The following is a 23,034-nucleotide window of genomic DNA, read 5'->3' as shown; positions in this document are numbered from 1 at the left end:
GCATGCCAGATTGCCCCATCGTGTGAACCGATTGGGAAACGAGCATTGTGAAGACAGTCGCTCCAAGGTTCCGGGTTGTCTTGGGTCCGTAAGGTTGTTCCTGCCCATCCTCCGAATGGAAATTCGAACGTGGGATCCGGAGGCGGAGTTCACCCGCCAAAAGGTGAAACTTATTCAAACAACCCGATTGCGGCGGCCAGAACCCTGTCCTGCCCGGACAGCAGGTTGGCGCCATCCGTCGCGATCCACTTATCCGGCGGGATGCCCGTGCCTTCAAACTGGTCGCCGTCCACTGAACGGTATTCCTGAAAAGACAGGCCAAGCGTCCATCCGTTCGGCAAGGTAAATTCCAGAATGTCGGACAAGCCGCCGGATGTGCGGCTACCCATGGTCGTGACCTGTGGCAGGCTGCGCATCGCGAGGGTGAATATCTCAGCCCCGCTTCCGGTCAGCTCGCTGGTCAAAAGAACGACCGGCTGCTTTAAACGGCGATCTGGCGCAGGCGTCAGAACATAATCGAACGGCTCTGTAAGCCCCTGCGGTGTCCAGACGGCTTTGTGAAACGCGGCGGTGGGCGAGGCGGCGAAATGCCCGGCAATAGCCATTGCGACGCTGTCTGATCCCCCGGGATTGTACCGCACGTCCACGATAACTGACCCGGCAGTTTCAATCTGTTCGGCAATCAACGCCATTGCCTCAGACGCGACATCGCCAAGCATCCGTCCCGGGCGCGTCTGCACTTCCATCTCTCTGATCTGAATATAGCCGATGCCGTCCGCGCGAAGCCCGTACCAGAACGGGGTGCCTTCGACATTCGTCAAGTCCACCCCAATCGTATCCGCGGCCACGTCCCACAGCGCGTGGCGGTTGAGGCCGGGGTTTTCCTGCCACCATCCGGGGGAACGTTCGGGCGAATGAAACCCTTCTGCCCCCATGGTCAGTTGCACATGGCCGTCATCCAGGCCCTGCATGGCCGCGACAAGTGTCGCCGCCAGTTCGGCATCACTGATGTCATCCGCCTTGGGTGCCAGCGAACGCCGATCAGGCCAATTGACCCCGTGCAGGTCGAAAAACGGATAATGTTCGGCCATCGCTGTCCAGAAAACATCGAACGTGTGCCGTGCCCCGCCGTCTGAATGGTCGGGATTTTCGCACAGGCGTGGAAATTCGGCGCGGTCATGATTGATGGGTTCCAGCGCGCCATCCACGCGAAGGGTCAGAGTTCCTCCTTCCCGCTTCAGGGTCGCCCCGGCCAATAGCTGAACCAGACCAAGATGGGCGGGGAATGTAAGCTCGCGAAAGCAGCTGACAGATGTCACCCGGTAAAGCTCGGCGCGCAGTCCCGATATGCGAAGGACCTGCCCGTATGCCGGGGCTGCCCAGACACCGCGCATGGCTTTTGTGGGCATGAAAATCACCCAGGTCACGGCGAAAATCAAAACAAGGACAGCGACGCCTGCGGCGCACTTTCTCAACAGCCGGAACCCCATTGTGTTGCCCTTGTTGGTGATGATCGATTCGACGCATCCTGACGCCGTCGGGCGAAGACAAGCCTGCCGGACGAGGGCCGTCAAGCCAGCGGATTACCGGAGTGGCGAACGCGGTCACCTGTAATCAGGGTTTTGCCAGAACCAGATCGCTCGCCTTTTCCCCGATCATGATCGCGGGTGCATTGGTGTTCCCGCTGACGATCTCGGGCATGATCGAGCAATCGGCAACCCGCAGGCCATTGATGCCGATCACTTTCAGGCCGGGATCGACAACAGCGGCATCGGACGTGCCCATCGCACATGTTCCGGTGGGGTGGTAGATCGAAACGGAGTTTGATCGCGCCCAGTCCAGCGTGCCCTCGTAATCAGAGCTGGACAGTTCGGCATTAGGCCGGAACTCCTCGGAAATCTTGGAGGCAAGCGGATTATGCCGCGCGATATCCCGCGCGATGTTCACGCCGTCGACGATGGTCCGGCAATCTGTCTCGGTCGACAGGTAGTTGGGGAAAATCCTGACATATTGGGACGGGTCTGGCCCGTTCAGGCGCAGATCGCCGCGGCTTTCCGGGCGGAGTTGGCACACGGACATTGTGAACGCCGAAAACGGGTGCACGCCTTCGCCGGGGCTGTCGGCCGACCAGGGCTGGACGTGGAACTGAATATCCGGGGTTTCCATTTCGGGGCGGGTCTTGAGAAAACCGGTCGCAAGGCTGGCTGCCATCGTCATCGGACCGGCGCGGAACAGCGCGTATTTCAGGGCGATCCTTGCCTGATTGAACAGGCTGCGCACTTCGTCATTCAGCGTTGGTTCGTTGCATTTGAAGACAAGACGGGCCTGCAGATGGTCCTGCAACCCTTTCCCTACGCCGGGCAGGGCATGGCGCGGTTCGATGCCGTTGTCTTTCAGGTGATCGGGGTCGCCGATTCCCGACAACATCAGAATCTGCGGCGAGTTTATTGCGCCGCCCGACAGGATGATCTCGCGCCGGACGCGGATCGTCTTCTGCTCGCCCGAGCGGTCGCGATAGACGACCCCTGTGGCCTGTTTGCCGTCCAGCTCAATCCGGGTCACCAGCGCGTGCGTAATGATATTCAGGTTCTGCCGGTTGCGGATCGGCTTGAGATAGGCAACCGCCGCACTGCATCGGCGGCCGTTTCGTGTGGTCAGCTGAAAGTAACCCACACCTTCCTGATTGGCCCCGTTGTAATCGGGGTTGAACGGATAGCCTGCCGCCTGTGCCGCTGCGACCCACGCGTCGCAGATTGGTCGTTGAATGCGCATGTTGGAAACGGAAAGCGGGCCGCCGATACCGTGAAAATCGTCTTCGCCGCGTTCCTGATCTTCGCTGCGTTTGAACAGGGGCAGCACATCGTCCCAGCCCCAGCCGACATTGCCCATCTGCCGCCAGCGGTCATAGTCTTCTTTCTGGCCGCGCACGTACAGAAGGCCGTTCAGGGAAGAGGACCCGCCCAGAACCTTGCCGCGCGGCCAGTCGATCGAACGCCCGTTCAAACCCGGGTCGGGTTCGGTGCGATAGCACCAGTCGACTGACGGGTTATGCATGGTTTTGAAATACCCGACGGGGATGTGAATCCATGGGTTGGTGTCGCGGCCGCCGGCCTCAAGCAAGGCCACCGAAGTGTTGGGGTCCGCGCTCAGTCGATTAGCAATGACACAGCCCGATGAACCGGCCCCGACGACTGCATAATCTACCTCCATGACGGTCTCCTTCCGCGATTTGTAAAAAAAACCTATGCAAATTGCTCGAACTATACTAGCTTTTTTTGATACAAAACGTCTCAATAATAGCGAACTGGGAGGAAAGCAATGGAGATCGGTCGAAAACTAAGCGGGATTTCGCGGCGGGATTTTTTCCGCGTCGCCGGACGCTATGGCATGAGTTCAACTCTGCTGGCGGCGGGTGGATTTGGCGGTGCGATGAGCCTGGCAAATCTGGCGCAAGCCGCTGAATCAACGTATGAAAAGAGATTCTCGAAAGAACCGAAGCATACTCTGAAATTCGGCGCATCGGGGTTCAATACACGCAACCTGCTGATCGAACGGGCAGGGGCCATCGAATTCGCCCGCGACCTGGAAGAACGGACAGACGGTGAGATTCGCATCGAGTTCATCGGCGACAACCAGATCTGCGGTCAGCTGAGCTGTGTTGAGAAGACTCAGCAGGGAATCGTCGATATCTATGCCGCCTCGACCCAGAACTCGGCCGGGGGCGCGCCCTATCTGAACGTGCTGGACTACGCCTACATGTTCCCCAGCCGCGCGGCGCAGTATCACTTCTTCTACAGCCCCGCAAGCCAGCGGATTCTGCGAGAGCCGTTGGAAAAGCGGCACGGTCTAAAATTCCTGTTTACGCATTGCGAACTGCGCGGTCTGCAAATGGGGTCGACCTTTGCCGACAAACCCACAGTGACCAAACTGGAAGAGCTTTTCGGCACCAAAAACCGCGTGACGGGCACGCAGCTTGGTCGTATCGCCATGCAGTTGCTGAACCTGAACCCGGTTCCGGTCGCGTGGGAAGAAACGCTGGACGCGCTTAAAACCGGTCTGATTGACGGTGCCGAAACCTGGGCGTCTGCCGTGGCTTATGCCAACATGTCGCCGGTGGTGTCGCAATCGGTGAACCTGAAATTCTTCTGTGGCACCGAACATACCTCAATGTCGGCCAAGGTCTTCGACAGCCTTGGTGGCGAGTTGCAGGATGCAGTCATGGAGTCGTCCTACTTCACGCAGGCCCTGATTCAGGGTGCCAACGAAGCGGCGCTGCTGAACACGGTCGGTTTCTCGAATCCGCAACTGCCGGGCACGATCTTTGCCGAAAACGGTGTGCGACCGGCCTTCCTGGCGGACGATCAGATCAAGCTGGCCGAAGAGATGTGCGCCCCGAACTTCAACCCCGAGCCCTGGGCACAGTGGCGCGAGCGGCTTAACAAATGGGCTGGCGGCATCGACACGTATCAGGAAATCTATGATATTGCGCGGGAAATTCCGGCAGATACCCTGCCGGAAAACGTCGAGCCGCGCCGCTGGTGGATGGGTCAGGCCTGATAAACAAAACGAACCGGCCCCGCGTGGGCCGGTTCACCAAGAACACCGACTGGGAGGACGGGATTCATGTCATTTTGGGCCGATATCGGCGCGATCTTCAGCGCGTTGCTCAGCCAGGATTTATTTGAAATTCAACTGGCATTGGAGTCCGACGCCGCATGGGTTGTTGGCACTGTTGTCGCCGCGCTTGGCGGTCTTCTGGTCATGCTGATCTATCGCAAGGTGCCTTTGATCGAGCGGCATCTGGAACGCTCGGTCATGGTGTATTCGTATCTGGCGATTGCTCTGATCATCTTCTGGGGCGTGATCGACCGTTTTGTCTTCAATGATCAGGAACCCTGGTCCACTACCATTCCTCCGCTTCTGTTCATGGTGATGGCCTGGTTTGGCGCCTCATATAACGTTCGCCTTCGCACCCATCTGAGTTTCAGCGAATTCCGCACTTCGATGCCGCGTGGCGGGCAGTTGGCCTGCCTGATCCTGGATGCAGTGCTGTGGTTCATCTTTGCTGTCATTGTCATCGTTACGACAACGCGGCTGGTGGCCCTGTCGGCATCGAACTTTCAGATCGTGCTGGGGACCGACAATATCATGCAGTGGTGGTTCCTGCTGGCGGCGCCGCTGTCCTTCTTTCTGATGGTCGGGCGCGTGTTTCAGAATCTGGCAGACGACCTGCACAACTGGAAAACCGGAGAGCCGCTGATCCAGCAGGCCGTGATAGGGGCAGACTGATGGCAGACGGAACGCTGGTTACATTGATTTCGCTGGGCGTCACGTTCCTGTTCATGCTGGGCGTACCTGTGCTGCTGGTCATCGGCTATTGGGTCATCGGCTGCTCGTTCGTTCTGGGCCTGACGCTGGACAACATGGGCGCTGAACTGCTGAACGTTTTCAACAAGGGTTTCGCGCTGCTGGCGATGCCGCTGTTCATTCTGACCGGGGACCTGATCAACAAGTCGGGCATAGCGCGCCGCCTGAGCGACTTTGCCTATGCCTGTCTGGGCTGGATTCGCGGCGGGCTGGCGATGGCCTCGCTGGGGGCCTGTGGCCTGTTTGCGGCGATCTCGGGGTCGAACTCTGCCACCACGGCCACTATCGGGTCGATGCTGCACCCCGAAATGGTCAAGGGCGGCTATGACGAACGGTTCAGCGCGGCGACCGCCGCTGCCGGCGGTACCGTCGGGATCATCATCCCGCCTTCGATCATATTCATCGTTTACGGCTTCCTGATGAACCTGCCTATTTCCGAACTGTTCGTCGCGGGCATTCTGCCCGGTGCGCTGATGGTTTTCGGCATGCAGTTTGCCTGCTGGGTCATTTGCCGCATGAATGGTTGGGGTCACCTGATCCCGTTGCAGTTGAACCGCATCCTAAAAACCGCTTTTGGAGCGTGGCTTGGCTTTTTCGCCATCGGGCTGGTGCTCTGGGGTATCTATACGGGCAAATTCTCTCCGACCGAAGCCGCAGGCGTCACTGTCGGGTTCTGTGTCATCGCAGGGCTTGTCAGCTATCCCATCAACCGGATCATGGGCGCACGCGATGACATTTCGCCTACGGACAAGAGCTATGCTGAAATGCTGGTTGTCGAAGGATTCACGATCCCGGAGATACCGTCGATTGTCATCCGCTCGGCCCAAATCACCGGTATTCTTGCGCCTCTGATCGCAATATCCGTTGTGATGCAGCAGATCCTGTCGCTGCTGGGCGCCCAGCAGACAATCGGCGATTTCGTGACGTCGATGGGCGGGTATTATGCGGTGCTGTTTACATCAATGGTGATCGTCTTTTTCTCGGGCATGGTGTTAGAGAGCTTACCGGTGACAATCATCCTTGCGCCGATCCTTGCGCCGATTGCGGCCTCGGTCGGGGTTGATCCGATCCATTTCTCGGTGATCTTCCTTGTTGGCGCTTCGATCGGGTTCATCACGCCACCTTACGGCCTGAATCTGTATGTGGCTTCGGGTGTGACCGGCGTGCCGTATTTCCGCCTTCTGCGCTATACCGTGCCGTATCTGGCTGCGCTGCTGTCGGTCTGGATTTTGGTGTCACTGGTTCCTGATCTGGCCTTGATCCTGCTGCCAAACAGCTAGAATGTAGCGGGATGGCCCATACGGACGCATCAGTCAAAGAAACTCAGATACCGACAAACCTGCGCCTGTTGCTGATCCTGGAAGAGGTCGCCCAGCGCGGGGTCGCCGTAAAACCGTCAGACCTGATTGATGCGTTGGGTCTGGCAAAGCCCACGGTCCATCGTCTGCTGCAAACCGCTGAGGCCGAAGGGTTCCTGCAACGCGATCTGGACGGGCGGTCCTATGGTCCCGGCCCGCGCCTGCGCAAGCTGTCCGTTGATACCGTGTCTTCGGAACATCTGCGCACTGCGCGCCTTGCGATCCTGCGTGGCGTCGCGGATGAAATCGGAGAGACGTGCAACCTGGCCATTCCGGACCGCGAAGGCATGATCTATCTCGACCGCGTGGAAACCAAGTGGCCGCTGCGGATTCAGTTGCCCATAGGCACGCAGGTCCCCTTTCACTGTACGGCAAGCGGTAAGATGTATCTGTCGACGCTGCGCCCGCAAACGCTGAGCGGGTATCTGTCGGCGCGCAGGCTGCACGCCCATACCGAGCGGACCCTGACCGATCCATCAGGGCTACGCGACGAAATCGGGCGCATTGCACAAGTTGGCCATTCGACAGATGACGAGGAATTCATGCCCGGGATGACGGCGATCGCGGTTCCGGTCGTCGACGGGCAAGACAGGCTGGTCGCCACGCTATCCGTGCATGCGCCGACCCAGCGCCACGATTTACGCAGTCTGATGCAGTTTCTGAGTGTTTTGCAGGATGGGGCAAAAAAACTTTCGAGCCTGCTTGCCTCCTGAACCCGGTTGATCTTCTGCTTCCGGCAAAAGGCGCATGGCCCGTCGTGTGGGGTCAGTGCCCGGCATAGGCGGAATACATGCCGAATCCTCCGACGATGATCAGGCTGAGCGCCCAGACTACATCCAGATTGAACCAGCTTTTCGAGATGAACTTCAGCCCCAGCCAGTGGTAGACGATCACCGCGATGGCGGCACCGGCGACTGTCATGGCCAGCGTGTGAACGGCAGCGACGCGGAACGCGGTCATGACATCGCTGTTCATCAGGGTCTGCGCCGCGGCGTGTCCCGTGGCGGCGACACCGTCCAGCGTCAGCACGCCGCAAATTCCAAGATAGATCGGCACCAGCATCAGCCCGGCCCCATGGGCCATGGCCGCAAGAAACGACCACAGGACCAGCCGCGCCGGGTGGATGCGGGCCAGTATTCTAGGATGTTTGCGGTTGATCAGCAGATAGACGCCCATGGCGACAACTATGAAACCTGCCCCCAGCCGGATTTCTGCCTCGCGCTCGACCAGTAGGATCATCATCGAGAACGGCAACAGGATGCCGATCATCGCCAGAAAATGCCCCAGCGCCAGCATTGCCAGCGCCCTGACCATGGCCGCCGGCCTGCGTTCCATCAGAGCGGCGGATACGGCCAGTGGCCATCCCATGCCGGGATTGATGCCGTGATAGAACCCAGAAAAAATGACGGCCCACCAAAGGGCCGTCAGGGACAGTCCATCCATCACGTGTCAGACCGAAGGATAGCAGAAACTGTCGGTCGAGCAGTCACCTCCCTCCAGACGGATCTGGTGGGCGCGGGTGCCTTCGGGGAAGTTGATGTAGAAATCGGGGTCCAGCGCGAAGCTGCCGTCTTCGCCGACATTGGCCATCACCATTTGCCCGCCTTCCTGATGCGGGTAGAACTGGTTGTCCCAGGTCGAGTACAGCGAGTTTGTCCAGTAGACCCGCTTGCCGTCACGGCTGATCTCGACCATTTGCGGGCCATAGACGAAATCCTCGCCGTTGGGGTGTTTGGTCTCACGCGCGATGCCTCCCAGATCAACCTTGCCATTCAGCACCGGGTTGAACGGGTCCGAGACGTCATACTGGTGCATCTCGCCCAGACCCCAGCAGGCGACGTAAAGGTATTTGTCGTCGAGGCTCAGGTCGATATCCGTCACCAGCGGCGGCACCGCGCTGAACCCCTTGAGCAACTCTGGCAGGTTTTCCGGATCTTCGGGGCGCGGGTCGATTGTGATGACCTTTTTCGACTGCCATTTGCCGTCATCGTCGCGCCACCATGTAAAGATCGCGCCCTGCAGATTGGTGGTATCGACGACGACGCCACAGAACCCGTAGGATTTGGTCGGGTCGTGCGCCGGACGGATCTCCAGCGCCATCTGGTAGTTGTCACCGAAATCTATGGTCTGGATGTTCTTGCGCGCGCGCAGGTCCCAGAAATGGATCGAGTGACCGTATTTGTTGCTGAGCAGATCCTCGGGTACAACGCCGTTTTCGAATTGTGGCGGCAGGCCCCACTCCGAACTGACCATGTAGTCCTGCGGCAGGTTCCACCAGAAATCGTAATGCTTGTCTTGTTTGCCCCGGTCCATTTCGTACTGGCCAATGATCTCGAAGCTTTCGCAATCCATGATGAAAATGCCCGGAGGGCCGTCAGTCCCGTCCGGTCCGCGCCCGCCCAGCGTGGACACATATATACCCTCGGGGCCACAGTGGATCGTGTGGGGGCGGGAATACCCGGTCTTTGCAAAGACTTCTTCGGGCTCGATGATCTTGTGGATCTTGGCCTGCAGCGGGTCCTTGACGTCAAAAATGTAGACCCGGCTCGACCGGATGCCCGGCACGATCAGATAGCGGCGTTCCAGAAACGCGTGGCCTGACAACGGGGACAGGGATGACGAACATGCATTCCAGCCGAAATGGTGAAACTCGTCGCCGGTTGTGGGGGTCATGACCGTGTGCACGATCTGGCCCCTGGTATCGGAATCAGGGCGCAGGTCGATAACGGCCAGCCCGTCGTGGTGGCTGGCGTCCTTGCCCAGCATCACGGTGAAGGCAAAGTTCTCGACCGGCGCTTCCATTGCCAGTTTGGGCGACGCGTGAAACGTCGGATCTGGTCGTAAATTCATTGCATTCCTCCCTAAGGTGATTTTGCCCCACCTCCCTGGGGCGCGCCTGCAAGCGTCGCAAAGATGTCTCTGCTACACGTTCCCGACGTTGCAAAGTTGTATAGCCCCGCTGACCTTGGTCGCCAGTTCCTTCAGCTGGGTGCCGATTTCCTTTCTGTATTCGGTTCCAAAACGCCGCACCGGGCCGACGGCTCCGACGCTGAATGTCACTCCGATCCTGCCAACTGCGACAGGCGCGGCAACGCTTGAGATGCCGATGTCGATCTCCTGATCGCAATCGGCATATCCCTGGGCCTGTATCCGGCTGAACTCGGCCTCCAGCTCCTCACGCGTGGTTTTCGTGTGCTCCGTAAACGCCCTGAGCGTACCGTTCAAAATCGTATCCCGGAACCCGGGTTCGGCAAAGGCGGCAATCGCCTTTGAGCAGGAGCAGGCGTGCATCGGGCGTTCGCCGATGCCGGGATGGATGAATGCGCGACCCGGATCCTCGGGTGTTTCGACATGGATGATCTCGATCCTGCTTTCCCGGAAGCGGGCCAGAAACACAGTCTCGTTGAACGTGGTGGCCGCGGCCTTCAGCAAGGGCGCCGAGACTCGTCTGACATCAACATCGGACTTTCCCAGCAGCGCTATGCGGATCAACCGGTCGCCGATCACATATCGCCCATCGCCATTCGGGTCTTCGACCAGCCCCTGATCCAGCAATGTCTGCACCAGCCGGTAGCAGGTAGGTTTTGGAAGGCCGCTGGCCGCCTGAACCTCGCCCGCAGTTACCGGCCGCCCGACGACGGCGATGACTTCGAGAATGGTTATCAGGCGCTCAAGGTGCATCGTGACGAGAATCCGTCATATTCATGAGACGATATCTCATAGGATGAGAATGTATGAGCAAAGATCAAGTGTTATTCTTCGCATGGGCGACAAAGCGCGTGCTCTGGAGATTTGTTGGTGGGTTGGCCGCGAACCGGTCAAGTCGCGGAACCGCGCGCGAAAAAGGTTGTCAAAACAGGGGCGTGCCGGAAATCTCGCGTTCCAGCTTGAGCCGAATGGCCCAGGCGAAGTCTGCGTAAGAATTGACGACCAGCACGAAGTTACCCGGTCCACCGATCACGGACTCTCGAAAATAGGTTTCCAGGTCCTGAGCGTCATCGAGTATAGCCAGCCCGTTGATCGTCACACCAGCGGCTACAAGATCCCTGCGGACAGAGCGGGGATGCGGGCCGGAATTTGAACGCTCATCCGAGGTGATGTCGATCACCCGGCGTTTTCCGGAAAAGCCATTAGCGCCCATGCTTTGAAACCCGTAGATAAGGGCGCTGCCGGTTGCTGTCCCAAAGCTGAAGACCTGCCGGGCCTGCGATTCTATTGCCGACGCGAATTCCTGTGCGCTGGACGTGTCGTAAACGCGGCGCCATGGAACGATGTCAAATTGCTGAAACAGTGCGCTCCACTGAATGAAAGTGACCGCGATGCCGTTTCCGCCAAGGTTCCGGACGGCCTCAATGACTTCGGGGTCCCGGAACGCGCTTGAATACCCGTTGATCTGCAATTCGAACTCATCGCCCTTGATGCTGGAGGAGGCGTCCGCCAGCAGAACAAGCTCCAGTTCAACCTCGGTTTGTGCCGCTGCGGCGAACGCTGTCAGGCCGGATAGCAGGACCAGGGCAAGGAAGCGCATTCGAAACTCCTGCAGGCCGTGTTCAGGGTCGGGCTGGTCAACTGAGAAACTGCTCGATGACCGCGGCCTGCTGTTTTTTGCCATCAGGGTCCAGTTGGGTTTTCAACTTCGTAAAATCCTCGGCCCAATTGGACGTGCGCAGGCGAATGGGCGGGTCGGCGGCATCGACCACGCTCATGACAACGGCAGCCACCTGTTCGGCGGTCTGGTAGATATCACCTCCGCCCATCCGGCTCTGCGCGCCACCAACATATTTCTGAAGAATGGGCAGGTACTCGTCGTCCAGCATCCCACCGGTCGCTTCGACATGTTTCATGACATTGGCGGCAAAATCCGACTGAATCCCGCCCGGCTCGACAGCGGTGAAGTTGATGCCGAAATGCGGGGTCACATAACAGGCCAAAGCCTCGGTATATCCTTCGACCGCAAATTTCGCGGCGCAGTAGACCTCGTTAAACGGCTGGCCGACCAGCCCGCCAACCGATGAGATTGTTATCACATGCCCGGCGCGCGCCTGGCGCATATGAGGCATCACCGCCTTGGTGCAGCGGGCCACGCCCATGAAATTCACATCCATGACCCAGGCGATGTCCGCCTCGCTGGCCTGTTCTGTCGTGCGCACAAAACCGGCACCGGCATTGTTGATCAGCGTGTCGATGCGTCCCTCGGCCGAAATGATCCGGTCAACCGCCGCGTTCACGCTGTCACTGTTCTGAACGTCCAGCTCAAGGACGTTGAGCGTCACGTTGGCTTCGCTGGCGGCGGCGTCGAGTGCGCCGCGCTTGGACAGGTTGCGCATGGTGGCATATACGCTGTGGCCGGCCTGCGCAGCCTGCACCGCGATCTGAATGCCCAGACCCGTCGACGTGCCGGTGATCAGAATGACTTTGGACATTGGAATACCTCCATGTTGCAAGGATGCGCGTTGACCGCACGCCGGTAACGATCCGATCCCTCAGGCACCGCGTCAACAGCGGGATTTCAAAACCTCAACCGCCGCGTCGAAAACCTCGCTGTCTTCCTCGGCCCGTGCCGTCAGTTGCGCCCCCTCCAGCAAGGCCAGCGCTGCGCGGGCCTCGGACGCAGGGCGCATCACGCCTGCGATGGACTGATCTTGTTTGCCTTGCTCGAATATCGCCTCGATCTGATCAATCATCATCGCACGGAAGGCTTTGATCTTTTCGATCACCATGTCTGACAGGCTTTCACGACTGCTGATCAGTGACACGCACAGGCACAGCGTTTTGCCGTTGTTCAGCGCGTCCCGGTAGACAGCGATCAAGGCCCGCAGACGTTCAGCCCCGGTTTCAGAACTGGCCGCGATGCGGTTGCATTCGCTTTCAAGGGCTGCGTGATATCGATCCATCAACGCGGCGGACAGGTCGGCCTTGGTAGGAAAATGATAATGAATCGAGGCTTTGCGGATGCCGACTGCCTGCGCCAGATCAGCATAGCTGAACCCGTCAAACCCCTGTGCCCGCGCCGCGCGTTCGGCAACATCCAGCAGGGCGGTTTTGGTGTCGGTCGTCATCGTCGTTCAACCCTTATCATTCCGGATGAGCGACAGGGCGCGTTCTGCCGCTTCCAACGCTACCTCAATAAGGCCGCCTGAGTGTTCCGCAACTTCGGTTCCGGCAAAGATCAGGCGGTTGTCCCAAATCCGCTGCAGCGCATATACCTGATGAGCATATACCGGCTGCCGATCGCTTTCGCGTCCTGAATAGCAGATACAATTCGGTCCGACATCCGCTAGACCGCCGGCGGTTGCGCAAAAGGCAGGTGGCCCGTTTTCATCCAGACCTTGGCGCCCTCGGGTCCGGCGGTGGCGGACAGCGGTTCCCCTTCGGGCAGACGCAACCAGTCGTTTCTGGCCAGATCGTCATCCCCGGTCGTGATCGACCCGTCGATGACCAGAAGTTCGATGCCGCCCACGGCATCCGATGTGAACGCCGCGCCCGGATCGATGTGGCTGTAGCTGACGATCTCGCGCGCGTCTTTGTGCAGAGTTGTGGTCGCGACACCGTTCACCGGGTCGGCAAGTTCATCCGCCATGTTCTTGCGGAACTGGGTGCGGTCCTGCATGTCGAACTGCCATAGCTTGACGAAAATTGTGCAGCCCGGCTCTGATCCGGGGGTATGTTGGGTGGTCGGTGGATTGCGCACATAGGTGCCCGCCGGGAAATCCCCGTGCTCGTCCTGAAAAACGCCGTCCAGCACAATGAATTCCTCACCGCCTGTATGGGTGTGCGCCGAAAACTGGCTGCCGGGCGCATAGCGCACAATGGTGGTGGCGCGCGCCACCTCGCCGCCAATTCGGTCCAGCATGCGCCGGTCCACGCCCTTCATGGGCGAGGCCTGCCATTCCAACTGGTCCGAGTGGACGACGACGCGGGCGGAAAAGTCCGAGTTGAGTTCCATGGGTTCATTTCCTTTTCGGCTGTGGCGGCGCGGACTTGGTCAGGCGGCAATCGATGGGCGGGCGGACATTCTTTCCCGCCATGCAAGAAGGTTCGTCAGGTTAGGCGGAATTTCAACCTTTGCGAAATCGGCGAAAATCAGCCCGGCAAACGCTGTGATGTCCGCCATCGAGAAATCGTTACCCGCCAGATATTCGTTTTCTGCCAGCACCGAGTCCAGATAGACCATTGTCTCGCCGGCGACCTCTTTCTGTTTTTGGCCCCATTCTGCACATTGAAAGGTTTCCAGATCCGGACCCAGACCAGGGGTGGCATGGTGGAAATAGGCCCCGACCGCATTCAGCAGACCGTTTTCGGCGCGCAGGTTCATCATCGAAATTTCCGCGCGCGCTCTGGCTGTTTCACCGGTCAGCGACGGGCCGTCGAACACTGCGTCGATATATTCGGTTATCGCGTTGCATTGGGAAATGTGCGAGCCATCGGCCAGTTCGAGACATGGCACAACTGCGTCGGGGTTTTTGGCTTTGAACTCGGGGCTACGATGTTCGCCGCCCATCACGTCCACGGGGACGAATTCAACCTGATCCGACGCGCCTTTTTCGGCCAGCGCAATGCGAATGCGAGCAGGATTCGGGAACCCTTCGACATCATAGATTTTCATTGAGGAACCTCCGTTAAGAATCATGTGTCAGGAAGCAACCTACTAGTAGGTAGATAAAATTGCAACCGGCAATCCCGATCTGGTTTCCAACGTTGCGGAAACGTGAAAGGCGCAGGGTTTCCAGGATTGATCCAGGCTAACCATTCAAAGGCGGTTTCGGCACAGATGCCAGCGGTAAAGGCGATCACGACTTTAGCGTGGGCGCGTGTTAAAGATGGCGGGTGAGACCTCGTATGGCTGGCGCGTCGCCGGGCATGTGACCGTTGCGATTATTCGACAAGGTAAGGAAATCCAATGACCGACCAGAAGCTCAGAACCACATCGGGAAATGGCCGCGTATTTGACAGTGTTCTCGACACAATCGGAAACACACCTGCGATCCGCGTCAATAATCTGGGTCCGAAGGATGTCGATCTCTTCGTGAAATTTGAGGCGTTCAATCCGGCCGGTTCGGTCAAGGATCGTCTGGCAGTCAATATCATCGAAGCGGCCGAGCGCAGCGGTGCGCTGAAACCGGGTCAGACTGTTGTCGAGGCCACAAGCGGCAACACCGGGATCGGGCTGGCAATGGTCTGCGCGCAGAAGGGGTATCCGCTGGTGGTGACCATGGCCGAAAGCTTTTCCACAGAACGTCGTCAGCTGATGCGGATGATGGGGGCCAAGGTTGTCCTGACCCCCAAGGCTGAAAAGGGTTTTGGGATGTATCGCAAGGCCGTTGAACTGGCCGAACAACATGGGTGGTTCCTGGCGCGTCAGTTTGAAACGCCGGCCAATGCGGAAATCCACGCCTCGACGACGGCGCAGGAAATCCTGAGTGACTTCGACGGTCGGCGGCTGGACTACTTTGTTACCGGGTATGGAACGGGCGGAACAGTGACCGGCGTCACCCGCGTTCTGCGAAACAAGCGTCCGGATACTCGCATTATCCTGTCCGAACCCGCCAACGCACAGCTCGTCGGGAGCGGTGTTGCCACCGACCGGGGCGCGGATAACGATCCGCTGTCCAGCCACCCGGCGTTCGAGCCGCATGTGATTCAGGGTTGGACGCCGGACTTTATCCCCGCGGTTTTGCAGGAGGCGATTGACGAGGATTATTTCGATGAACTGATCCCCGTGTCAGGCCCGACCGGGATTGAATGGGCCCGGAAACTGGCAAGTCAGGAGGGGATTTTGACGGGTGTTTCCGGTGGTGCCACCTTCGCGATTGCGATTGGCGTCGCCGAACAGGCCGAGGCGGGCTCTGCCGTGTTGTGCATGCTGCCTGACACCGGCGAACGATACCTCAGCACGCCGCTGTTCGACGGTATCGCCGTCGAGATGACGGACGAAGAGAACAACATCTCGCAATCGACGCCGGGCTACCACATCACCTGACTGGTGAGCTGACTTTACCTGATCTGCCTTGATCCGGACCCTGGGTTTGGGCTCGCCACCTCAGGGTCGGGGCAGGGCAGCCTGCGCCTTTAGCGGTTGCCGAACCAGATTTGAGAGTCGCCTGCCGCCCAGCGTGCGTATTTGCCCATGACCCGCCCGAATGCGTCGCTGTCCAGAAACCGATCCAGCCAGGCTATCAGGTTTGGCCAGTCCTGCGCGTCGAACCACGCCCTGTCGATATGGGCAAACTGACGCACAAACGGCAATAATGCGAGGTCAGCCAGCGTCGGGCGCTCTCCGAACAGCCAAGTCTGGCCGCGCAGGTGCTTGTCCAGCCGGGACAAATGCTCGGCGGCCTTTGCGCGCTCGGATTCGGTGTCCAGATCCGGGTAACGCGTGGCATATTTTGTATGATCCAGCGCCTCCTTGAAGGGCCCGTCATTGGTTGCAATCAGGTCCCAGCCTTCGTCCGGCATGTTCAAAAGCTGTTGCGGGTCGTTCAGTTCCAGCGCCCAGATCATGATGTCCAGGCTTTCGTCCAAAACTTGATCCGGCAGGCGCAGCGCGGGTACTGTGCCGGTCTGAGAGGTTTGCAGAAATGCGTGCGGTTTGTCTCGGAGCACAACTTCCCGCAATTCCACCCTGACCCCGGCGCTGAGGATGGCCAGGCGCGCCCGCATCGCATAGGGGCAGCGGCGAAAACTCCAGAGGATCGGGTGATGGCTCATGTCCGGATCAATCCTGTTTTTGGACAGTGAACGAAATTGGCTGTGGTATGGCCGTTGTCGCGGACAACAAAGCATATCCGCAACGCAATATCCAAGGCCCTCATGGCACCTGCTCAGGTCATGAACGCCGGATCCTGGCTGAGCGACAGCAGGTCCCGGACCAAAGGGTTGGGAAAGCGCCGCCGCAAGGTTACAGCGTAAAAGGTTTCCTTGATCTTGGGATGTTCCTTCGCCTCGACCAGCCGGCCGGAGGTCAGTTCGTCAGTCACCACAATCGGCGCAACCAGCGCCAGCCCGATATCTTCCCGCGCCATAAGCCGCATCATCGCCATGTCGTCTACTTCGGCCGCAATCTGCGGCCGTTCGGAAAGCCGGCTCGCCATCGCGTCAAAAGCCGTGCGCACGCTGCTGTCGGTTGTGGGCAGCACGAAGGGTTGCGTGCTTAGAAGTTCCTTGACCGAAAGGTCGGGGTCGAGGCGCTGTGGTGTTCCGACAATGCTGACGGCCTGCTCGGCGATCTGATGCGTCTCATATGGCGTCAGGCTGTCATCCGGTGGCAGGCGGTTCATCAGAGCGAGGTCGAGGTTCAGCGTCTCCAGACCCTCCAGCAGTTCGGTGGGACTGCCGGAACGCAGGATCACCTCGACATCCAGACGTGACAGAATTGGGCGCAGGAAACCGATCTGAAAGTTGCGCGACAGGGTGGCAAGAGCCCCCACGCGCAGCGCCTTTCGGTTCCGCACCGATTCATTCAATGTGGCGACAAGCTCCTGACCGGTGGAAAATATCGCATCCGCGTGGTCAAGGGTGATGCGCCCCGCCTCGGTCAGATACAACTGTCGGCCGCGGCGTTCGAACAGCGCGTGACCCAGCCGTTCTTCCAGTTGCTTGATCTGCACCGACAATGCCGATTGTGACAGGTTCAGACGCTGCGCCGTACGCGTCAGGTTTCCGTCATGCGCGACAGCCCAGAAATAGCGCAGGTGGTGATAGTTGAGCGGCATATCGTTTCACTTAGTAGAACGATTACTGAATAACAATGAATTTTTAATGGCATTGGTTCTGTCCTAACTGACGGTCCAGCGGCGTTTGCCCATATGACCAAGGAAACACTATCATGTACTACCTCTATCTGCCATTTCTCAGCCCACTGTTCCTGATCACGGCCGCTCTGCTTGCGGCGCGTTACCCGGGTAAGCGACCGGGCCTGGTTCCGAGGCTGACGGAAGCGGCTGCTTTTGCAGCCTTTTTGGTCGCGGCAATTTCGGGCGTCCTGATGGTTCTTCATGGTCCGGGCACATCGGGTCTGATCGGGTTCTCGGGGGTTGGGCTTTCCGTCAGGCTGGACGCAGTCAGTGCCGTCATGCTGGTTCTGGTCAGCTTCATTGGCTGGATCGTGTTGCGTTACGCGGCGACCTATATGGATGGTGAGGACAAGCAGGGGATGTTCACCGGCTGGATGGCGGCGGCGCTGGCATCGGTTCTGCTTTTGGTGATGTCCGGCAATCTGATCCAGCTGCTGGCAGCCTGGATCGCGACCAGCCTGGCTCTGCACCGGTTGCTGCTGTTCTATCCCGACCGCGCGACGGCGAGGCGGGCAGCGCGCAAAAAGGCCGTCGTGGCACGCCTGAGCGAAGTAGCGCTGGCCGGAGCGGGCCTGCTGCTGATCGCGGCCACCGGCACCACCGACATCCACACCATCCTTGCCGCCGCCGAACCCGATTGGCAATGGATGGGGGCCGCCGGGTGCCTCGCCCTTGCGGCGGTCCTGGCCTCGGCGCAGTTTCCGGTACATGGCTGGCTGACCGAAGTGATGGAGGCACCAACGCCGGTATCCGCGCTGCTGCATGCCGGTGTCATCAATGCCGGGGGATTTCTTCTGATCCGGTTTGCCGATGTGATGCTGGCGGCACCGGGCGTCATGGCCATTCTGGTCATGCTGGGCGGGTTCACGGCACTGTTCGGGGGGCTGGTCATGCTGACGCAGCCCGCGATCAAGACCTCGCTGGCATGGTCCACCATCGCGCAGATGGCGTTCATGGTGATGCAATGCGGTCTGGCCCTGTTCCCGCTGGCACTGCTGCACATCGTTGCGCATTCGCTCTACAAGGCGCATGCCTTCCTCAGTTCCGGCGAGGCGGTCAGACAGGTCGCGGCCATCCGAAGGCCCGGACCGATTGCCGTCCCCAGTGCGGGCAATGTTCTGAAGGCCTTTGCCACGGCCATCGTGATCTATGCGCTGGTTGGTCTTGTGCTGGGTTTTGACGGAAAGTCGGTACAGGCCATCGCGCTTGGGGTGATTCTGATCTTTGGCGTCGCATACCTGCTGGCGCAGGGCTTTGCCGATGCCGCGCCGCGCAGGTTGACGCAACGCACCGTGCTCTACGCGTTGGTGACCTCGGTCAGCTATTTCGCCCTGCAGATCATTGCGCAACAGATCACTGCGGGAACGCTGCCGGCGACCCCGGCCCCCGGGGCGCTGGAATGGGCGCTGATCCTCCTTGCCTTGCTCAGCTTTGGTATCGTTGCCGTGGCGCAGGCGACCTTCCCGCTTTGGGCGCAGCATCCGGCGGCGGCGGGTTTGCGGGTACACCTGTCCAACGGTCTTTATACCAATGCAGTTTTCGACAGGCTTCTGGACGGTTGGTCCAGGCGGTCTGCTACCTGAAAGGAGTGATCTGATGTTTGCGAAACTCGAATCCTATCCCGCGCCTCTTCTGGAACTGGTGACCGAAACCAGAGAAGCGGCCCTTGCCATCCCGCCGCTGTTTCCGCTGGCGTCAAGTGTTGCCGTCAACCCCTTCCTCGGTCAGACTGCCGAGCCGTTACCGGTTGCGGCCGCACGCCTTGCAAGGGTCGCGGGCGCGCGGATCATGCCGGCGCGGGCCGACTGGGCGCAACAGCTGGACGCCGGTGAAATCACCGACGCCGACATTCTGGGTGCGCTGTCATCGCTGAAGGGACAGTTCAACATTCCGGACCTTGCCGCGATCCAAGCTGCGGTGCGTGCCGAAGCGGATCAGCCCCGCGCCTTGCCTACGGTGGCTGAACTGGCGGCCGAGGTTTCGGGTGTCGACTGGCCGGGGCTGATCGAAGACCGGATCGGGCAATGGGCCGCCAGCCATTTCGATCAGGGTCAGGCCCTGTGGCAACCGGCGCGCGCTGGCGGCGCGTTTGCGTCCTGGCGCGAGTTCGCATCGCGCGATCTGACCCCGGAAATCCACGGGCTGGCCGGCTTTGGCGCGTTTGTCGCCGCCACCAGCCGGTCGCATTGGCGGGCACTGGGACGCGCGTCAGAGGCGTTGGGGCTGACCACCAGGGGCGCGACAACCGCATTCCATCGCTGGCTGATCACGATGAGAGGATGGGCGCAATACGCACGCTACCTGCAATGGCAGGCCGAGCTGGGTGGTGAACAGGACAATACGGTGACCGAACTTTTGGCCATTCGCATGGTGTTCGACGAGGCGCTTTTCCACCTGTATCGCGATCAGATCGCGGCGCGCTGGGCCGATGTGGTCGCGGCCCACGAAGCGCCCCTTGCACCATCACCTGATCTGGTGATTGATGCTGTGCTGCAAGAGGCCGCCGAACGCGCGCAACAGCGCCGATTGTCTCAGAAGTTGGCGCAGGTCGCACCGCGAGGGGCCAATGGGCGCCCGGCCCTGCAAGCCGCCTTTTGCATCGATGTACGGTCCGAGATTTTCCGCCGCGCGCTTGAGGCGCAGGACAGCGCCATTGAAACCATCGGTTTCGCCGGGTTCTTTGGCCTTGCCAGCGCGCATCGGACCGCAGGCTCGGACATGGTGGAACTGCGCGGTCCGGTGCTGTTGCAGCCGGGGGTGACCTCGCAGGCGGCTGAACCGGTAAAAGCCGATCTTGACCGTCGATACGCGGCCCGCGCCGGTCGCGCATGGGGACGGTTCAAGCAGGCGGCCGTCTCGTCCTTTGCCTTTGTCGAAGCGACGGGACCGGTCTATGCTGGCAAACTTGTCCGGGACGCGATGGGATTGGGTGGAACGGCCGGAACCGATCCTAAGCCGCGACTGGATATGGATGTCGATCTTGAGACTCGCGTTGGATTGGCCCGGTCCGTTTTGACGGCGATGTCCCTCACCAACAATTTTGCTCCTGTCGTACTGCTCGCCGGGCATGGTGCGGATGTGACAAACAACCCGCATGAGAGTGCATTGCAATGCGGGGCCTGTGGCGGCCATGCAGGCGACGTGAACGCGCGTTTACTGGCCGGTTTGCTGAATGACGGCGAGGTGCGGAAAGGGTTGCGGCAAAACGGGATCACGATCCCGGAAGACACGGTTATTCTGCCAGCGATGCACCACACGACAACCGACCGGATCACCCTTTACGATCAGGACCTGCCGAAATATCGGCCCACGCCGGATCTTGCCCGTCTGAAGTCCTGGCTGGATGCCGCGGGGAGGTTGGCGCGCGCTGAACGTGCGGAGCGCCTGCCGCGCGCCGATGCCGCATCTGACATCGCCCGGCGCGCGCGGAACTGGGCCGAAACCCGCCCGGAATGGGGTCTTGCCGGGTGCCGGGCTTTCGTGGCAGCCCCTCGCCATCGGACGCAGGGGGCCTACCTGTCCGGTCAGGCGTTCCTGCACGACTATGATTGGCATTGCGATGAAGACTTTGGCGTTCTCGAACTGATAATGACGGCTCCGGTGGTCGTCGCCAGCTGGATCAGCCTGCAATATTACGGATCGACCGTGGCTCCGGACCTTTGGGGCGGGGGCAACAAGTTGCTGCACAATGTCGTCGGAGGCATCGGCGTGCTGGAAGGCAACAACGGAGCCCCGCGCCCCGGTCTGCCATGGCAATCCGTTCATGACGGTGACGGGTTTCAGCACGACCCGCTGCGCCTGTCGGTCATTATCGAAGCGCCACATCAGGCAATGTCCGACATCCTGAAACGCCACCCCTCCGTGCGCGCGTTGTTTGACAACAATTGGTTGCATCTGATTGCAATGGATGGCGACGGCAGGCTGTCCTGGCGCTATCGGGGCAACCTCACATGGGAAAGGATGGTTGCAGAAACCTGCGAAACCGGTGCAATCGCGGCTGAATAAAGGGGGCGCGTGGCGCATTCTGTCGCCGCAAGGGAAGGGCGCGGGTCCGCCGCTCCCTTTCCTTACCATCATGCAATCAGGGTCAAAACCGGTAAGTCGCCCGTAACGCAACAGAGTCGGCGGTTACGTCATTATCGGATGAGTTGTAGGAGTCCCGCAGGTATTCCAGCCCCAGCAGTATCCTGTCCGTTGCGCGGAAGGTGGCACCGATACCTGCGGAATACCCGCCCTCATCTATCGAGCCACCGTCAATTCTTGCGTAACCGATCACCCCGTAGAGGTAGGTTCTGCCGATCACGTGGCCGCCTTTGAATTTCAGGCGGACGGTGTCCACCTTCTCGGTTTCGTTATAGGCGACAAGCTCGGCACCCGCGTCATAAGTCAGTTCGCCACCAAACACGTAACCATTGAAGTCGTGAAGATATCCCACGTGAAGGCCCAGCGACGCGTTTCCGTTGTCGTCATCGCGTTGAGAGACATCTATGGACGACAGCTGCATCCCTGCGTTGAACCCTGTCCAGCTTTCATCTGCAAGGGCCAGAGAGGGCACCATCGCAGCCAGCATGATCATCGTGATCGTTTTCATTGTTTTCATTCGCTTTCTTGTTTGTGGACAAAGGGGGTCCGTTCGCTGGCCGTACGTGACGTGCCAGCGGTAGTGATCAGGGGTCGAGGGTGTCAGTGGGCTGGCCGTGGTCCCGTTGCGGGCCGCCAACTTCACGGGATTCCGATCAGAGGATGGGCTTCGGTTTGCTGGTCATCTGAAGCAGGTTTCCCGCCTGATCATATCTGGCGGTAACCAGCACCCTTCGCGCATGTGCCATTTCCGCCGGGCCACCAACAACTTCCCACAGCCCGAAGGTAAACAGATCAAGCGTTCCGTGACCCGCAGCGCGTGCCAGGCTTGGTTTCGTCCTGGGTTCGACCTCATAGACCGCCACCCAATCTCCGTTGGCTTGTTGCTGCAGCTTTTCGGGTGAACCCAGGCTGCGTTCGACGTTCAGACGGGTGGTCTCTTGCCCCACAACGTTCAGGTCTGGCCCGTTGCTGCCGGTCGCGGCCATGTTGGCGGCGCATCCGCTCAGCGCGGCACCACAGGCAAGTGCCGCGACCATCCTGCGTAAATGCCGGAAACAGGTCCGGACCGGTTGGTCCGCGCGATGGTGCAAAGGGTTGATTTCGGCGGCTTCGACATAGGCCGCCACCGTTGGTATTCTGTTCCGTTTCATGGGTTTTCCACAAATTTTGAGAGTTGTGTTTTGGTCAATGGGGCATGGAGTGAGAATGGCAGTCAGACACGCCGCTGCACCTTTACCGAGGTCACCGCATGCGAAACTCCGACCTGTTTCAGCGACCCTGCGCGCATAAGCTGCAGCAGGTCCCACAGTCCGTTCAGCCGAGACATGCGCCGCAGTTGCGACGGCGAAACGGGTCCAAAAGCAAGCGCATACATGGCATTCCATCCTGTTTGGTGGACACAACCCGACCGGGTCCGTAAAGCATGGAGCCTA

22 protein-coding genes are annotated in these 23,034 nt (G+C 59.7%); 7 read left to right on the top strand and 15 right to left on the bottom strand.

Going from position 1 to position 23,034, the window contains the following annotated elements:
• Positions 1–170: 170 nt before the first annotated feature.
• Positions 171–1,409 carry a S41 family peptidase gene (locus ACXAC3_RS20345; protein ID WP_475164255.1) on the bottom strand — a complete coding sequence of 413 codons (1,239 nt, stop codon included), beginning with the start codon at positions 1,407–1,409 and terminating at the stop codon, positions 171–173.
• Between the two features lie 205 nt (positions 1,410–1,614).
• The gene (locus tag ACXAC3_RS20340) at positions 1,615–3,210 is read right to left on the bottom strand and encodes a GMC family oxidoreductase (protein WP_475164253.1); all 1,596 of its coding nucleotides are present in this window, start codon (positions 3,208–3,210) and stop codon (positions 1,615–1,617) included.
• A 108-nt stretch (positions 3,211–3,318) separates the two neighbouring features.
• Between ACXAC3_RS20340 and ACXAC3_RS20335 the strand changes: the two genes are divergently transcribed.
• The 4 genes from ACXAC3_RS20335 (at position 3,319) to ACXAC3_RS20320 (ending at position 7,438) form a co-directional block, all read left to right on the top strand.
• On the top strand, positions 3,319–4,557 hold the full coding sequence (locus tag ACXAC3_RS20335; RefSeq protein ID WP_475164252.1) for a TRAP transporter substrate-binding protein: 1,239 nt from the start codon (positions 3,319–3,321) through the stop codon (positions 4,555–4,557).
• A 66-nt stretch (positions 4,558–4,623) separates the two neighbouring features.
• Positions 4,624–5,289: a TRAP transporter small permease gene (locus ACXAC3_RS20330; RefSeq protein WP_475164249.1), complete on the top strand. Its 666-nt coding sequence runs from the start codon at positions 4,624–4,626 to the stop codon at positions 5,287–5,289.
• A complete protein-coding gene (locus tag ACXAC3_RS20325) occupies positions 5,289–6,647 on the top strand; it encodes a TRAP transporter large permease (RefSeq protein ID WP_475164247.1) in 1,359 nt (452 codons plus the stop codon). Before ACXAC3_RS20330 ends, ACXAC3_RS20325 begins: the two co-directional genes overlap by 1 nt.
• 11 nt (positions 6,648–6,658) lie before the next feature.
• Entirely contained in the window at positions 6,659–7,438 is a 780-nt protein-coding gene (locus ACXAC3_RS20320; RefSeq protein WP_475164246.1) for an IclR family transcriptional regulator, read from the top strand.
• A 52-nt stretch (positions 7,439–7,490) separates the two neighbouring features.
• On the opposite strand, the gene ACXAC3_RS20315 is transcribed toward ACXAC3_RS20320, so the two are convergent.
• The 8 genes from ACXAC3_RS20315 to ACXAC3_RS20280 form a co-directional block, all read right to left on the bottom strand.
• On the bottom strand, positions 7,491–8,168 hold the full coding sequence (locus ACXAC3_RS20315) for a hypothetical protein (protein WP_475164242.1): 678 nt from the start codon (positions 8,166–8,168) through the stop codon (positions 7,491–7,493).
• 6 nt (positions 8,169–8,174) lie between these two features.
• Positions 8,175–9,575: a selenium-binding protein SBP56-related protein gene (locus tag ACXAC3_RS20310; RefSeq protein WP_475164240.1), complete on the bottom strand. Its 1,401-nt coding sequence runs from the start codon at positions 9,573–9,575 to the stop codon at positions 8,175–8,177.
• 72 nt (positions 9,576–9,647) lie between these two features.
• A complete protein-coding gene (locus ACXAC3_RS20305; RefSeq protein WP_475164238.1) occupies positions 9,648–10,406 on the bottom strand; it encodes an IclR family transcriptional regulator in 759 nt (252 codons plus the stop codon).
• Between the two features lie 169 nt (positions 10,407–10,575).
• Entirely contained in the window at positions 10,576–11,253 is a 678-nt protein-coding gene (locus ACXAC3_RS20300; RefSeq protein WP_475164236.1) for a DUF1194 domain-containing protein, read from the bottom strand.
• 37 nt (positions 11,254–11,290) lie between these two features.
• Positions 11,291–12,148 (bottom strand): SDR family oxidoreductase, encoded by an 858-nt coding sequence (locus tag ACXAC3_RS20295; RefSeq protein WP_475164233.1) that lies wholly within the window; start codon positions 12,146–12,148, stop codon positions 11,291–11,293.
• A 72-nt stretch (positions 12,149–12,220) separates the two neighbouring features.
• Entirely contained in the window at positions 12,221–12,784 is a 564-nt protein-coding gene (locus ACXAC3_RS20290) for a TetR/AcrR family transcriptional regulator (protein ID WP_475164231.1), read from the bottom strand.
• 218 nt (positions 12,785–13,002) lie between these two features.
• A complete protein-coding gene (locus ACXAC3_RS20285; protein WP_475164228.1) occupies positions 13,003–13,671 on the bottom strand; it encodes a cupin domain-containing protein in 669 nt (222 codons plus the stop codon).
• Between the two features lie 39 nt (positions 13,672–13,710).
• Positions 13,711–14,331, bottom strand: a complete 621-nt coding sequence (locus ACXAC3_RS20280) for a glutathione S-transferase family protein (RefSeq protein WP_475164226.1) — start codon at positions 14,329–14,331, stop codon at positions 13,711–13,713.
• Positions 14,332–14,625: 294 nt separating this feature from the next.
• On the opposite strand from ACXAC3_RS20280, the gene cysK reads away from it, so the two are divergent.
• A complete protein-coding gene (gene cysK / locus ACXAC3_RS20275; protein WP_475164225.1) occupies positions 14,626–15,705 on the top strand; it encodes a cysteine synthase A in 1,080 nt (359 codons plus the stop codon).
• 89 nt (positions 15,706–15,794) lie between these two features.
• On the opposite strand, the gene ACXAC3_RS20270 is transcribed toward cysK, so the two are convergent.
• Both ACXAC3_RS20270 and ACXAC3_RS20265 read right to left on the bottom strand, forming a co-directional pair.
• Entirely contained in the window at positions 15,795–16,433 is a 639-nt protein-coding gene (locus ACXAC3_RS20270) for a glutathione S-transferase (RefSeq protein ID WP_475164224.1), read from the bottom strand.
• A gap of 113 nt (positions 16,434–16,546) precedes the next feature.
• On the bottom strand, positions 16,547–17,437 hold the full coding sequence (locus ACXAC3_RS20265) for a LysR family transcriptional regulator (RefSeq protein ID WP_475164222.1): 891 nt from the start codon (positions 17,435–17,437) through the stop codon (positions 16,547–16,549).
• A 113-nt stretch (positions 17,438–17,550) separates the two neighbouring features.
• Between ACXAC3_RS20265 and ACXAC3_RS20260 the strand changes: the two genes are divergently transcribed.
• Together ACXAC3_RS20260 and ACXAC3_RS20255 are read left to right on the top strand one after the other, a co-directional pair.
• Positions 17,551–19,101 (top strand): proton-conducting transporter transmembrane domain-containing protein, encoded by a 1,551-nt coding sequence (locus ACXAC3_RS20260; protein WP_475164221.1) that lies wholly within the window; start codon positions 17,551–17,553, stop codon positions 19,099–19,101.
• A gap of 13 nt (positions 19,102–19,114) precedes the next feature.
• Positions 19,115–21,523, top strand: coding sequence for a YbcC family protein (locus ACXAC3_RS20255; RefSeq protein ID WP_475164220.1), 2,409 nt, complete (start codon positions 19,115–19,117; stop codon positions 21,521–21,523).
• Positions 21,524–21,605: 82 nt separating this feature from the next.
• Here the strand turns inward: ACXAC3_RS20255 and ACXAC3_RS20250 are convergent, their stop codons facing one another.
• From ACXAC3_RS20250 to ACXAC3_RS20240, 3 genes are all read right to left on the bottom strand, one after another.
• Positions 21,606–22,118, bottom strand: coding sequence for an outer membrane beta-barrel protein (locus ACXAC3_RS20250; protein WP_475164219.1), 513 nt, complete (start codon positions 22,116–22,118; stop codon positions 21,606–21,608).
• 136 nt (positions 22,119–22,254) lie between these two features.
• Positions 22,255–22,752: a hypothetical protein gene (locus tag ACXAC3_RS20245; protein WP_475164217.1), complete on the bottom strand. Its 498-nt coding sequence runs from the start codon at positions 22,750–22,752 to the stop codon at positions 22,255–22,257.
• A gap of 62 nt (positions 22,753–22,814) precedes the next feature.
• Positions 22,815–22,976 carry a hypothetical protein gene (locus ACXAC3_RS20240; RefSeq protein ID WP_475164216.1) on the bottom strand — a complete coding sequence of 54 codons (162 nt, stop codon included), beginning with the start codon at positions 22,974–22,976 and terminating at the stop codon, positions 22,815–22,817.
• Positions 22,977–23,034: the final 58 nt, after the last annotated feature.

This window comes from Ruegeria sp. ABV4_181, from assembly GCF_056158465.1.
The sequence above is the reverse complement of the archived record's forward strand: the minus strand, read 5'-3'. Positions and strand labels throughout refer to the sequence as shown.